The organism is Clostridium sp. 10cd* (genome assembly GCF_044336395.1).
Classification (GTDB): domain Bacteria; phylum Bacillota_I; class Bacilli_A; order Erysipelotrichales; family Erysipelotrichaceae; genus Clostridium_AQ; species Clostridium_AQ innocuum.
Window position 1 is genome coordinate 498,673 of the sequence record NZ_CP172347.1, and the last position, 13,957, is coordinate 512,629.

The 13,957-nt window shown below is 46.9% G+C and carries 14 protein-coding genes and 1 riboswitch; of the genes, 11 read left to right on the forward strand and 3 right to left on the reverse strand.

The window, feature by feature from the left end; all coding sequences use genetic code 11:
* Positions 1-117 precede the first annotated feature (117 nt).
* Together ACG3M1_RS02590 and ACG3M1_RS02595 are read right to left on the reverse strand one after the other, a co-directional pair.
* Positions 118-780 (reverse strand): hypothetical protein, encoded by a 663-nt coding sequence (locus ACG3M1_RS02590; protein ID WP_002607111.1) that lies wholly within the window; start codon positions 778-780, stop codon positions 118-120.
* Complete coding sequence (locus ACG3M1_RS02595) at positions 761-2,278, reverse strand: DUF1538 domain-containing protein (RefSeq protein ID WP_008818362.1); 1,518 nt, start codon at positions 2,276-2,278, stop codon at positions 761-763. Before ACG3M1_RS02595 ends, ACG3M1_RS02590 begins: the two co-directional genes overlap by 20 nt.
* A 303-nt stretch (positions 2,279-2,581) precedes the next feature.
* Positions 2,582-2,682, forward strand: a riboswitch (purine riboswitch).
* Positions 2,683-2,747: 65 nt separating this feature from the next.
* On the opposite strand from ACG3M1_RS02595, the gene ACG3M1_RS02600 reads away from it, so the two are divergent.
* Genes ACG3M1_RS02600 through ACG3M1_RS02640 form a run of 9 tightly spaced genes read left to right on the forward strand, consistent with a single transcriptional unit; the run spans position 2,748 to position 11,355 of the window.
* Positions 2,748-4,058, forward strand: a complete 1,311-nt coding sequence (locus ACG3M1_RS02600) for a uracil-xanthine permease family protein (RefSeq protein ID WP_009270267.1) — start codon at positions 2,748-2,750, stop codon at positions 4,056-4,058.
* 1 nt (position 4,059) lies between these two features.
* The gene (locus tag ACG3M1_RS02605) at positions 4,060-4,563 is read left to right on the forward strand and encodes a nucleoside-triphosphatase (RefSeq protein WP_009270268.1); all 504 of its coding nucleotides are present in this window, start codon (positions 4,060-4,062) and stop codon (positions 4,561-4,563) included.
* Positions 4,564-4,566: 3 nt separating this feature from the next.
* Positions 4,567-5,571, forward strand: a complete 1,005-nt coding sequence (locus tag ACG3M1_RS02610) for an ABC transporter substrate-binding protein (RefSeq protein WP_008818364.1) — start codon at positions 4,567-4,569, stop codon at positions 5,569-5,571.
* Between the two features lies 1 nt (position 5,572).
* Entirely contained in the window at positions 5,573-6,541 is a 969-nt protein-coding gene (locus ACG3M1_RS02615; protein ID WP_009270269.1) for a FecCD family ABC transporter permease, read from the forward strand.
* Positions 6,538-7,356, forward strand: coding sequence for an ABC transporter ATP-binding protein (locus ACG3M1_RS02620; protein ID WP_008818366.1), 819 nt, complete (start codon positions 6,538-6,540; stop codon positions 7,354-7,356). Before ACG3M1_RS02615 ends, ACG3M1_RS02620 begins: the two co-directional genes overlap by 4 nt.
* A complete protein-coding gene (locus ACG3M1_RS02625) occupies positions 7,313-8,086 on the forward strand; it encodes an FAD binding domain-containing protein (protein WP_008818367.1) in 774 nt (257 codons plus the stop codon). Before ACG3M1_RS02620 ends, ACG3M1_RS02625 begins: the two co-directional genes overlap by 44 nt.
* A complete protein-coding gene (locus ACG3M1_RS02630) occupies positions 8,083-8,544 on the forward strand; it encodes a (2Fe-2S)-binding protein (RefSeq protein ID WP_002607119.1) in 462 nt (153 codons plus the stop codon). Before ACG3M1_RS02625 ends, ACG3M1_RS02630 begins: the two co-directional genes overlap by 4 nt.
* On the forward strand, positions 8,541-10,817 hold the full coding sequence (locus ACG3M1_RS02635) for a xanthine dehydrogenase family protein molybdopterin-binding subunit (RefSeq protein WP_055200719.1): 2,277 nt from the start codon (positions 8,541-8,543) through the stop codon (positions 10,815-10,817). Before ACG3M1_RS02630 ends, ACG3M1_RS02635 begins: the two co-directional genes overlap by 4 nt.
* Positions 10,807-11,355, forward strand: a complete 549-nt coding sequence (locus ACG3M1_RS02640) for a nucleotidyltransferase family protein (RefSeq protein ID WP_009588142.1) — start codon at positions 10,807-10,809, stop codon at positions 11,353-11,355. Before ACG3M1_RS02635 ends, ACG3M1_RS02640 begins: the two co-directional genes overlap by 11 nt.
* Positions 11,356-11,564: 209 nt before the next feature.
* Here ACG3M1_RS02640 and ACG3M1_RS02645 read toward each other — a convergent pair whose 3' ends face one another.
* Positions 11,565-11,858, reverse strand: coding sequence for an Rpn family recombination-promoting nuclease/putative transposase (locus ACG3M1_RS02645; RefSeq protein ID WP_257322258.1), 294 nt, complete (start codon positions 11,856-11,858; stop codon positions 11,565-11,567).
* A 162-nt stretch (positions 11,859-12,020) separates the two neighbouring features.
* On the opposite strand from ACG3M1_RS02645, the gene ACG3M1_RS02650 reads away from it, so the two are divergent.
* On the forward strand, positions 12,021-12,680 hold the full coding sequence (locus ACG3M1_RS02650) for a uracil-DNA glycosylase (protein WP_008818370.1): 660 nt from the start codon (positions 12,021-12,023) through the stop codon (positions 12,678-12,680).
* Entirely contained in the window at positions 12,677-13,915 is a 1,239-nt protein-coding gene (locus ACG3M1_RS02655; RefSeq protein WP_009588134.1) for a bifunctional folylpolyglutamate synthase/dihydrofolate synthase, read from the forward strand. Before ACG3M1_RS02650 ends, ACG3M1_RS02655 begins: the two co-directional genes overlap by 4 nt.
* Positions 13,916-13,957: the final 42 nt, after the last annotated feature.

Here is a 13,957-nt window from a genome sequence, read left to right on the forward strand (position 1 = left end):
TGAGGGGCTGGAACAATTCACGTTGAAACAAGATGAAAAAAGGGTCAGCATTGACCCTTTTCATCATGATGTAACAAACCTGCATTGAGCAAAGGCATGAGCTGAAGCTTTTTCAGTTTACATTCCGATGAATTCATCCACCGGCATGGAGAAAATAAGACCTTTGGCTTCGGTTTGAAGACCTGCAGCCATATTGATTTCATGCATGATCTGCTTGTAATTCTCATAGACGGATAAAATTACAACGATATCCTTTTCACCCTGCAGCCTGATACCGAGAAAGGAGGTCGCATCATCCTCATGCAGGGAACGGGCATGGAGAACCGTACCACCGGTGGCGTTCGCTTCCTTGGCAGCTTCCATAACCTGATCACGCCAGCCGTGTTCTACGACCGCAATAACAAGCTCATACTTACGTTCCTTCTGTTCCATCTCTTCCTCCTCATAGATTCTTCCACATAAAATTTTACGTTGAAACAGGCTGCTGATTCCGCTCAGCGGCATGGTAAACATAATACCGTGCCCCATTTTTCTGATTTGTGTTTCCTTTGCGATCCGATGCATAACCTCATGCTCCAGCTGGGCAGGAAGACAGCAGAACAGCAGCTCCTTATCCGTTTCACCGATTCCCAGATAATCCAGCAGATCAGAGCCTGCTGTTCCCAGTGCGAGAATGCCATAGGTGAAATACAGCTGGTATGACCGGCATAGCTCTGCGACCTGCTCTCCTTTATCCCGGTTTACAATAATCACCAGACACTTAATTTTCTGTCCGCTCATTTATGACCTCCTCAAACTCCATAATGCTATCCTCCTGCAGCTCCCCGGCAGCTGTCTTTTTATGCTTTGTCATCACAAGACCAAGAATCTGGATGGTCAGAAGCGGTGTCATTGCCACCATCGCTACAATGCCGAATGCATCCAGTAAAACATTTCCCCCAAGCTGCTCACAGGCACCCATGGCAAACGGCAGCAGGAAGGTGGCTGTCATCGGACCGCTGGCTACACCGCCGGAATCAAAGGCGATGCCTGTAAATACGTTAGGTACAAAGAAGCTCAGTATAATTGCTGTAAGATACCCCGGAATCAGAAATACCATGATGCTGATACAGCTCAATATGCGCAGCATGGCGATTCCAAGCGATATGCCAACACCGATTGAAAGAGAATACAGCATGGCCTTCGTCGATATGGTACCTGATGAAATATCCTCCACCTGACGGGTAAGCACATGCACAGCCGGCTCCGCCTTCACAATGAAGAAGCCGATCAGCACGCCGATGGGGATTAAAATCCAGTTATAGGACAAGGCTGCTATCTGCGTTCCTATGAAATAACCGGCGGGCATGAAGCCGACATTGACTCCGCATAGGAACAGAATAAGACCGAGAAAGGTATACAGAGCGCCAACGAGAATTTTAATGATGGCACGTTTGTTGAAATAGCTGCTGATAAGCTGAAACAGGAGAAAGAAGCACAGGATGGGAAGCAGTGCCTTGCTTACCTCCCACATGTAATGCGGCAGCTCTGTCAGAAAAATCCGAATGACATCCTTGCTTGTTTCCACATAAGCCATTTCAAACGGTGTATATGTCGCACCCTGTGGCTCATACAGAATGCCCAGCAGCAGGACTGCCAGAATCGGACCGATGCTGCACAGCGCTACGATACCAAAGCTCTCCTCTTCTGCATGCTTCTGCGTGACATTGGCCATACCAATGCCCAGTGCCATGAGAAAGGGGACCGTGATTGGACCGGTTGTAACCCCGCCGCTGTCAAAGGCTACTGCCATGAAGGTATCCATGGAAAAGTAGGCAAGCATAAATACCAGTGCATAAAACAGCATAAGCAGATATTTCAAATTCCAGTGAAACAGTATTCTCAGCAAAGCCATGACCAGAAAGAAGCCGACACCGGCAGCGACTGTCCAGATTAACGTGTTGTCCGGAATGCCGGGAACCTGATGTGCAAGCACTGTGAGATCAGGCTCTGCAATCGTTATGATAAAGCCGATGACAAAGGTGATGCATACCATAAGACATCTTTTTTTTGACGTGCTGAGCATGGTGCCGATGCCCTCTCCCATTAGCATCATGGACATATCCGCACCCAGGGAAAAAAGTCCCATGCCGATAATCAGCATTACGGCACCACAGGCAAACAGCAGCATGGTACCCACCGGCATCGGAGTGATTGTGATACTTAATAAAAATACAATACAGGTAATCGGTAATACAGAGGATACCGCTTCTTTGATTTTGTTTTTCAGTTTTGTCATTGATTCACCTCTCTTTTCATTCTCTATACATCTTATAGTTCTATTTTAACATGTATGATTGTTTTGTGACTGTTTACATATAGTTCAAATCAATGGATGGTATACATTATATGGATAAGTATCCATTGATTTCCAACGGCTTGTATTCCACAATCGCTCGGATAGGGGTCAGCATTGTCAGCTGTTGTATACAGGAAAAAGAAAGCTTGCAGGTTGTAATATCGGATATCCTGTACGGTGTGATCACACTTTTTTTAAAGCTGACAGGTAAAGTGTTTATTTATGTAGAAAAATAATACAATATGTGGTAAAATCTTTACGTTTCGTATAATTCGCGTGGTATGGTGCGAATGTCTCTACCCCAGACCGATACCTCTGGGACTACGGAACTGATCATTTTATTATATCTATGATAAAAGATTGGTTCCCGCATAATCGACGGGAACTTTTTTCATTGAAGGAGAACGTAATGGAAGAGAAAAAGAAAGACTCCATCTATGAATTGGATGGAACGGTACCGCTGAAAAAAGCGCTGCCACTTGGGATTCAGCATATTCTTGCGATGTTTCTGGGGAATGTATCCCCGCTGATTATCGTCTGCGGTATGCTGGAAATGAGCGGTGTATTAAAAATGACACTGATTCAGAATGCTATGTTTGTCGCAGGTATTGCGACCCTGTTTCAGCTGTATCCGTTTTGGAAAATCGGAAGCGGACTGCCAATCGTAATGGGTACCAGCTCCGGCTTTATCGGAACAGCAAAGGCCATTGGGGCGGCGTTTGGCTACGGTGCCCTGATGGGGGCGAGCTTTATCGGTGGTATTTTTGAAATGGTTATGGGGTATTTCATCAAGCCGCTGCGTAAGCTGTTTCCACCGGTTGTGACCAGTCTGGTCATCATTTCGATCGGACTTTCCCTGCTGCCGGTAGGAATCAACTACTTCGGAGGAGGAAACGGCGCTGCAGATTTCGGAAGCACCAATCATCTGCTTGTTGGAACCTTCGTTATCATTGTCATATTGATTGCCAAGCAGTTTAAGGGAGCAATAAACAATGCCTCTATACTGATTGGTATCGTCGCAGGCTATATTCTGGCTACTATACTTGGTATGGTGGACTTTACACAGGTGTCCTCTGCCAGCTGGTTTGCACTTCCGGCCTTTATGCCGGTAGCCTTTGAGTTTAATTCTCAGGCAATTATAGCGATGGGAATCATGTTCATCGCAACGACTGTGGAAACGATCGGAGATGTTTCCGGTGTCGCAAACGGCGGGTTGAACCGGGAAGCCACAGATAAAGAGCTGCAGGGTGGTGTTATGGCTGATGGTCTTGGCTCTATTCTGGGCGCAATCTTCGGTGTACTGCCAAACACCTCCTTTTCACAGAATGTCGGTCTTGTCGCTGTAACAAAGGTCGTTAACCGCTTTGTTATTATGACAGGTGCTGTATTCCTGATTCTGTGCGGATTCTGTCCGAAGCTGAGTGCCTTATTCTCTGTTATGCCGCAGTCTGTGTTAGGTGGTGCCGCTGTCATTATGTTTGCCATGATTCTGGTCAGTGGTATCCAGTCTTTAACAAGAGAGCCGCTGGATGAGCGTAACGGTCTGATCGTTGCTCTGGCCATTGGTCTGGGAGTGGGAATCGGAAATGTACCAGCTGTTCTTGCACAGCTTCCTTCCTGGGTTGGAAACATCTTTGCACAGAACGGTATCATCATGACCTTTGTGATTGCTACGGTATTGAATCTGATTCTGCCAAAGAAAAAGAGCGAAGAGGAATAGTATGAAGATTTTCCTGACTGGACAGAAACAGATTGGAAAATCGACCTGCATTCAGGAATGTATCCGGGAGTGTCATAAGTCTGTCTGCGGCTTTCTGACACTCCCTTTTTATGAGGAACAGCGGCGAGCCGGCTTTTATCTGCATGCGCTGCATGCAATGGGGCACAACGATCAGCGCTTTTCGATGCAGCATGAAACGTGGAACGAAGTGATACCGGGAGTATTCAACAGCTTTGGCACACAGCTGTTACAGCAGGCGTGCAGGCTGCAGGAGCATATCCTGATTCTCGATGAAATCGGACATCTGGAACAAAAGGAAACCATATACCTGCAAACACTGCTGGATAGTATAGATAAATTTCCAAACATTCTTGGTGTTTTAAAGAAATATGATATACAATATATTCATGAAATAGCAGCCAGAAAAGATGTGATCGTCTTTGATTTGGATGTGATGGCATATGAGGATGTAAAAAAATACATTCTGAAAGCAATGGGAGGCTAAGATATGAAAAGGTTTTTAATGACAGCTATGTCTGCTATCATGGCGCTGTCTCTGATGGCGTGTACGGATACAGGCAAGGAAGATGAAAAAAAAGTAAGTGAAGGCTTTATCATTACCGATCAGGCCGGCAGAAAGGTAAATTTCGATAAGCCTGCAGAGAAGGCGATCAGCGGATATTATATCGCAACGAGTACGGTGATCGGTCTTGGTCAGAAGGACAAGCTGGTCGGTGTGGAAATGAAAGCGGATCAGCGTGAAATTTATAAGCAGGCTGCTCCTGAAATCCTAGAGCTTCCGGCAATGGGAAATAAAAAGTCCTTTAATGTAGAGGCTGCCATCAAAACGCGGGCGGATGTTGCATTTCTGCCGATTGCTTTGAAGAGCTATGTCGGAAAGCTGGAGGACGCCGGAATGAAGGTTATCCTGTTGAATCCGGAAACACAGACGGAATATGATGAAGCCGTTAATCTGATTGCAATCGCGCTTGGTGCAAGAGAGGAAGCACAGAATTATTTCAACTATCGTGATGTACTGATGGAAAAATACATAACGGATACCGGAGTAGCAAAGAAGGTGTATATGTCCGGCAGCAGTCTGCTGGAGGGAGCAGGCTCCGATATGTTCCAGAACAGCCTCCTGAAGAGTGCGAAGGCTGAAAATGTCATGGCAAAGGCTGGAAAGGGCTGGAGTACGATTGGGAAAGAAACCCTGCTGGATATGAATCCGGATGTGATTTTCCTTGAAAACGGCGGTGCAGATGTGAAGAGTGTTTTGCAGGATTCCGCACTGTCTTCCTTAAACGCGGTAAAGAAGAAGCAGGTGTATGAATTCCCAAGTCCGCTGGAAACCTGGGATACCCCGAATCTGTCCAGCTGTCTGGGTGCACTGTGGGCATATGCAACGCTGTATCCGGATAATCTCTCCATGGATACAGTAAAGCAGGAAGCAAAGGACTTTTACCGTACCTTCTATCACATAGAGGTAAAGGACAGCGATCTGGGCCTGTGATATGAGACGCAGATTCTGGCTTGGACTGCTGCTGGCAGTGCTGGCTCTGGGTTCTCTGTGCGCAGGCAGATACGGCAGCAGCCTTTCGGATATCGCAAGGGCGCTGCTGTTTTCCAGTGATGAGCTGACACAGTCACTGGTGTGGAATCTGCGGATGCCAAGGATTCTTCTGGTCAGTATCAGCGGTGCGGCACTGGCGGTATCCGGCGTTGTCTATCAGACGATTTTCCGAAATCCTCTGGCTAGCGGTGATGTTATCGGTGCAAGCAGCGGCTGTTCTCTGGGTGCGGTGTTTGCGATACTTTTCTATCAGGAATCCTGGTTTATCGAGTTGTGTGCCTTTCTTACAGGTATGCTGCTGGTTATTCTGACCTTTCTGCTTGCCTCCCGCGTCAGAGGGAACAGAATCCTGAATCTGGTGGTTGCCGGATTGATTCTGCAGGCGGTTGCGACCTCTCTCATGATGATGATGAAGCTGTATGCAGATCCTGCAACGCAGCTGGCAAATATGGAATACTGGCTGATGGGCGGGTTCTCCGATGCCTCGTGGTCTGCCGTCCTTCTTACCCTTGTGCTGTGCACACTTGGAATGAGTGGCTTGTATCTGCTGCGCTGGCAGATACAGCTGCTTTCATTTGGAGAAGAGGCCTCCACCCTTGGCGTCAATGTGAAGCTCATACGATGGGTATCCCTGCTTCTGGCTACCCTTCTGATTTCCAGTGTGATCAGTGTTGCGGGAATCGTCAGCTGGGTTTCTCTGCTGATACCCCATATTATCCGTATCGCCTGTCGCAAGCCGATTTCACAGACGATGGGAATTACAGCAGTCAGCGGAGCGATCTTTCTGCTTCTGTGCGATACACTGGCACGGACCCTTATGACGATTGAAATACCCATCAGCATACTTACCAGTCTGTTTGGTGCTCTTGCACTTGTGGTACTATTTGTGAAGGGAAGGCTGCATTTATGATTTCCATACAACATCTATCAGTACAGCTGCAGGGCAGAGACATTTTAAAGGATATCAGCTTTGCGATACCAAAGGGCCGCATCGTTATGCTGCTGGGAGAGAACGGCAGCGGGAAAACAACACTGATTCGTTCCCTTCTGCAATATATTTCCTATAAAGGCTGTATCTTGCATGAAAAGAGCGATATACATTCGCTGAAGCAGCGACAGCTTGCCGCTTTGTTCAGCTATGTTCCCCAGATTAAGGAAACCGTAGAGGATCTTGCGGTGGAGGAATGTATCGTAAGCGGCTTTGCACGTACACTCTCCCCGTTTGCCCTGCCTTCGAAAAAACAGTACGAGCAGGTGCATGCACTGTTAAAGGACTGGAACCTGTCCCATATTGAAGGAAAATTATTACAGGAAATCAGCGGTGGAGAATTGCAGATGACCTATGTTGCCAGAGCCTTTTTACAGGATGCTGCCCTTATGGTGATGGATGAGCCGTGTACCTATCTGGATTATCGGCGCCAGCATCAGTTTCTGCAGGAGATGCTGCGGCTGAAGCTTCAGGGAAGAAGTATGCTGATCAGTATGCATGATCCCAACCTGGCCCTGCAGTATGCGGATGAGCTTGTGCTGCTGCATCAGGGAAAGCTGTATGCACATATACGCGGGCCGCGTCCGGAAATGACGGCAGCCTGCTGTACGTATTATAATGAACTGTACGGGGATACCTTTACAGTGATTGGAACTAAGAGTGAACCTACTCTTATATGGAAGGAGAATAACTATGCTGACGATTCAGCAATACTGCAAGGCAAAGAGCCTCGATGAAGCATATGAGCTTCTGCAGAAAAACCGAATGAATCAGATTATCGCTGGGATGCTGTGGCTGCGTATGCAGGAACGTACGATTCCGGTTGCTATTGATTTATGTGATTTGCATCTGGATATGATTGAAGAAGATGAGGACAGCTTCACGATTGGTGCTATGACCTCTTTGCGTGCACTGGAAACCCATGAAGGTCTGCAAGAAGCATTCGGATCGCTGTTAACGGATGCACTGAAGGATATCGTAGGAGTACAGTTTCGAAATACTGCTACGCTGGGAGGCTCCTTGTATTCCCGCTTCGGCTTTTCTGATGTACTATGCGCATTGCTTTGTCTGGATGCAGAGGTGATTCTGCATAAACAGGGAAGGATTTCCTTACAGGAGTATGCAGCCATGCCGTATGAACGGGATATTCTGACGCATGTCGTGCTGAAAAAGGAGCCGGTAAACACAGCCTTTGCCTGTGTGCGAAGAAGTGCTACGGATCTACCGGTTCTGAATATGTCTGCCGCAAAAGCAGGGGAATCTCTGCGTATTGTCGCAGGCTCCCGCCCAAAACGTGCGCAGCGTTTTACCATGCCCTGGAGTGAGGATCAGGAAATGATCGCAAAGCATATGCAGACGTGTGTGGAATGTGAAGATAATATGCGGGGGAGTGCAGAATATCGTTCTGCTTTGATCTATGCATTAACGCTGCGTCTTTTGAAACAGCTGAAGGAGGATGCCGCATGAATGTAACAATTACCGTAAATGGAAAACGAATACAGGCAGATGTTCCTGCAGGGCAGACGCTGCTGCAGTTTCTGCGCGAACAGGGCTACAGGAGTGTGAAATGCGGCTGTGAAACGACAAACTGCGGCTTATGCAGCGTATGGATGGATGAAAAAACAGTGCTGTCCTGCAGTGTGCCTGTGGGACGCGCGGATGGTCATCGCATTACCACGCTGGAGGGTGTGGAAAAAGAGGCAAAGGAATTTGCGGATTTTATGGCAAAAGAGGGGGCGGAGCAATGTGGATTCTGTTCACCGGGAATGATGATGCAGGTGCTTGCCATGAAAAAGGAAAACAGGACTTGGACAGATGAGGAAATCAAGCACTGGCTGGCAGGGAATCTTTGTCGCTGTACCGGCTATATGGGACAGCTTCGTGCCATCAGAGCCTGGCTGTTGAAAGGAGGGGAAGCCGCATGAAGTACATCAATCAGCCCGTTATAAAGAAGGATGCCTATGCTCTGCTTAGCGGGAAGCCGGTGTATACGGATGATCTGGCTCCTGCGGACTGTCTTGTCATCAAGCTGCTTCGCTCACCGCATGCGCATGCGAGAATCAAATCCATCGATACCGGTGCTGCGAAACGCATTCCCGGTGTCGAAGCCATATTTACCTATAAGGATGTTCCTGCATCAAGATTCACGCTGGCAGGGCAGACCTATCCCGAGCCATCCCCATATGATCGTCTGATACTGGATGAGGTTGTACGGTATGTCGGTGATGAGGTTGCCATCATTGTCGCAAAGAATGAAGCGAGTGCGCTGCAGGCGATGAAGCTGATTCGTGTTGAGTATGAAGTATATGATGCTGTGCTGGATTTCACAAAGGCACTCGACCATCCGGTTATCGTTCATGCGGAAGAGGACTATAAGCTGCTGTGTGAAATCGGGAATGAACGGCTGCGCAATCTGCACTCTCATGATGAAAGCATCGTTGGTGATGTCGATCAGGCGTTTGCGGAATGCGATGTTGTTTTGGAACGTGAGTATCATACAAAAGCCAATGCACAGGCGATGATGGAAACCTTTCGCTCCTATGCCTATATGGATACCTTTGACCGCTTGAATGTGGTCAGCTCCACACAGGTGCCTTTCCATATCCGGCGCATGGTTGCCAATGCGCTGGAGCTACCAAAATCACAGATCAAGGTGATCAAGCCGCGAATCGGCGGAGGGTTTGGCGCCAAGCAGACAGGCTGTACCGAAATCTTTACAGCCTTTGTGACATGGAAGCTGAAGAAGCCGTGCAAGCTTGTGTATACCAGAGAGGAAACCTTTATGGCGAGCAACTCCCGCCATGAAATGAAGATGCATGTGAAAATCGGTGCCATGAAGGATGGGGAAATCCGTGCAATCGATTTGTACACCCTGTCCAATACAGGTGCCTATGGAGAGCATGGGTCAACGACTGTCGGTTTAAGCGGACATAAGTCACTTCCGATTTATAATCATGTAAAGGCAAGCCGCTTTGTTTCGGATGTCGTTTATACAAATACAATGACAGCAGGTGCATACCGCGGCTATGGCGCTACGCAGGGACAGTTTGCAGTAGAATCTGCAGTGAATGAACTGGCGGATACCCTGCATATTGATCCATGTGAGCTGCGTTTGAAGAATATGGTGCAGGAAGATGAAGTTATGAAGCAGTATTATGGCGAGCATTTAAACAGCTGTGCACTGGATCGCTGTCTCAGGAAGGCTATGGATATGATTGGTTGGAAGGAGAAGGCACTGTGCCGTGACATGGGAGATAAGGTGCGTGGTCTAGGTGTAGCTTTGTCCATGCAAGGAAGCGGTATTGCCAACGTGGATATCGCATCAACCGTGATCAAGCTGCAGGATGACGGATTTTACACCTTGTCGATCGGCGCAACGGATATGGGTACCGGATGTGATACGATTTTGGCGCAGATGGCTGCGGAATGTCTGGACTGTGATGTGGATAATATCATAACACAGTCTGTGGATACAGACGCATCTCCATACGATACCGGCTCCTATGCTTCCGCAACGACCTATGTAACCGGCATGGCAGTTGTGAAAACGTGTGAGGAGTTAAAGAAACAGATTCTGCATGAGGCGGCAGTCCTTCTGGACGTGGAAGAGGAGCATATCACATTTGATGGAAGTATGCTTCGTGCAGTGGAGGATGACAAAGAAATCACACTGGCAGAGTTTGCGAACCGCTGTTTTGCGGGCGGCAAGGGTGCGTGTCTGATAGCTAGTGCATCCCACTGTTCACCGACTTCTCCTCCTCCGTTTATGGCAGGAATCGCAGAGGTGGATGTAGATAAGCTCACGGGTGAGATTACGCTGGTGGATTATGCGGCTGTTGTGGACTGCGGGACGGTTATCAATCCCAATCTTGCCAGAATTCAGACAGAGGGTGGTATTGCTCAGGGAATCGGTATGGCGCTCTATGAGGATATCACGTACTCCTGTAAGGGCAGGATGCGCAACAATTCCTTTCTGCAATATAAAATCCCGTCACGGCAGGATGTCGGTACAATACGGGTTGATTTTGAAAGCAGCTACGAGGATAATGGTCCGTTCGGGGCGAAATCCATCGGCGAGGTTGTTATCAACACACCGGCACCGGCAATTGCGTCGGCTGTAGCACATGCAAGCGGTGTGCAGGTTCGCACATTGCCGATCACGGCAGAAAAGGTTTTACTAAAGAAGGATGAAGACTGACCTCATTCTGTTAGCCTCCGGATATTCGCGCAGGTTTCAGGGAAATAAGCTGTTGTATGAGCTGGACGGGATGCCGCTGATTGCACATACACTGCAAAAGCTTTCGACTTTAAATCCGCATTCTCTCATCGTGGTAACACAGTATGAAGAAGTTGAAAAGCTGGCAAGGGACTATAACGCAGTTGTGGTTTTCAATACGCAGGCCCGAAAAGGACAATCGTTTTCCATACGACTTGGAATTGAAAGAAGTACTGCTGATCAGGCAATGCTGTGTGTTGCGGATCAGCCGTATCTGCGCTTACATACATTTAAGAAGCTGCTGGAGCTGGCAGATGGAGAACATATTATCTGTGTTACCTGTCAAGGTATTTTAAGAAATCCCGCTGTATTCCCCAGGAAATATTACAAGGAGCTGTTAGCCTTGTCGGATGAACAGGGTGGAAAACAGATTTTGAAAAAATACAGGGAAAAGGTCATCGCTGTGCCATGCGATGTGGATGAGGTACGGGATATTGATAAAAGAAGTGATTTAAAATAATAGAATTGTTAAAAAGGAAAGTCATGGCGGTTGGGAATTGCTTGGAAAAAAGCTGAATCCACAACTATTCATAGACTTTCTTTTATATGAAAATAAACAGTCATTGTACAAGATATACAGTTTCTCCGGTTCCTGTTTATGGATGTATACATCGCATTGGTATATCGGCCATGTGTAATCTTTTCTGTCTCATAGGAATGGTGTCTTATTCATTCGATGGAAGAGTCTTTTTTGAAGATTTCAACAAAGGAGTATACATTGGTCGCATCATCCTTTAGCCCAGCATGCTGGATACAGATCCAAATAGAATACACTTTTTTAATCTTATCATAATCAGAATGCTGAAATCCATCTGGTGCATTCTTCTGCTTTGATAGAAGCCTGCTGCAATAGTAGATGGCTCGACTAACCAGTGGGTAGTCCGGGTTATCCTTATGCTGTGCCTCAAGATTTGTGAACTTCATCTGTGAATCGAGGCAATCTGAAGGTATCCCTTTTATCATTCTGTGTACATCTTTCTAAGAGAATCATGCTTTATAAAGGATATGGTTTTCTTTTTTTACAGTTTCGGCTTTTATATCGTTTCAGAATTTTATCAAAGGAATGGTACTGTTACCTCTCCTTTAATTATGATATGATTATACCGTTTGAGGAAGTGATAAAACATGAAGCAATGGAAGGAACTCTTCCAGCAGGAAGAACAAAAGGAATATTACCGGAAGCTGATGCAGTTTCTGGATGAGGAATATGCACATAGGACAATCTATCCTCCAAGGGAGGATTTATTCACCTGCTTCACAAGCTGCCCCTTTGAAGCAGTGAAGGTGGTGATACTCGGACAGGATCCATATCATCAGCCAGATCAGGCGCACGGACTTTGTTTTTCTGTTCGAAAGGGCGTACAAATACCACGCAGCCTGAAGAATATTTACAAGGAATTAAAGAGTGATATGAATATTGATGCACCGTCTCACGGATGCTTGACAGACTGGACGAAGCAGGGTGTTTTTCTGATGAATACGGTTATGAGCGTACGGGAAGGACAGGCGGCATCACATAAGAAAAAGGGCTGGGAAACCTTTACGGATACGGTTATTTCAGCTTTGAATGAGCAGGAAAAGGGAATAGTTTTCGTACTGTGGGGGAGCCATGCACAGAAAAAAGCAGAGCTGATTACCGGTAGACAGCATCGCATCCTGATGTCTGCACATCCATCCCCGTTATCCGCATCCAGAGGCTTTTTTGGCAGCCGGCCGTTTTCCACTGTGAACAGATATTTAGAGGAAATGGGAAGAACTCCTATCGACTGGAGGCTGAGTGAATGAGATTTCAGAAAGCAGAGGATGTGATTGCCATCATTGAACAAAGAAAAAATCGAGGCTATGGACTTGACCATTTTAAGCAGTATATGGCATCACTTGGAAATCCGCAGAATCGTTTACGAAGCATTCATATCGCCGGAACGAATGGCAAGGGCAGCACGACAAATGATATCCGCAGTATCCTGCAGGCAGCCGGCTACAAGGTAGGAAGCTTCACATCTCCTTTTATGATTACCCATCTGGATCGTATTCGGATTAATAATCAGGATATAAGGGAGGAAGCGTTTCTTGGAATCACCAATCGGTATTACGACAGCTGGATGGAATGGGACCTCAGTATGTTTGAAATCGATATGTGCATTGCGGTCTTCTATTACCTGGAGGAACAAGTGGATTTCTGCGTGTTTGAAACAGGACTTGGCGGTCGAAAGGATGCAACCAACATCCTGCAGCCGCTCGTGTCGGTGATTACGAATATCGGAATGGATCACATGGAATTTCTCGGTGATACTCTGGAAAAAATTGCAAAAGAAAAGGCTGGAATTGTGAAGGAAGGTATTGACTTGATCACTGCAGAGGATAAGGAGTGCTGTCTGCAGGTGTTTCAGAAGCATACCGCTTCGGCTCATGCACAATGTATAAAGGCAGGGGAAATTTCAAATATACAGGAAACAGCTGACGGGTTGTCCTTTGATTATGGGAATGTAAAGGATGTTGCCTTATTTGGAAAAGCAAGGTATCAGTGTCGAAATGCTGCCCTTGCGATAGAGGTATGCTTATATCTGCAAAGACAGGGGCATATCCGGCTTACAGAAGCACAGCTGCGAACAGGTCTGCATCAGGCTGTCTGGATCGGACGGTTTGAAACAATTTCAAAGGAGCCTCTCATCATTTTGGACGGCGCACATAATGCGGATGGTATTCATGCCCTGTGTGAAACGCTGAAGCAGATGGAGGATGTGCAGGTACTGTTTTCTGTGTTGAAGGATAAGAATTTCGAAGCGATGCTGCAGGAGCTGGAAACAGTATGTGGAGAAATCCTCGTTGTGCCCTTTTACAATGAACGTGCATTGGATGTGAGACTGCTGGAGGGTAGAAAGCATATTCATCTGATGGAGAGCTATGAGCGGGCGATTCCATATGCATTACAAAAAGCGAAGCCTCTTGTTATTACAGGATCTCTGTATTTTATCAGTGATGTACGAAAATATCTGATTGAGAAAGGGTATGCAGGATAGAAAGGTATGGAACACGTCTGTTTTTTCGTGAAATTACATTGT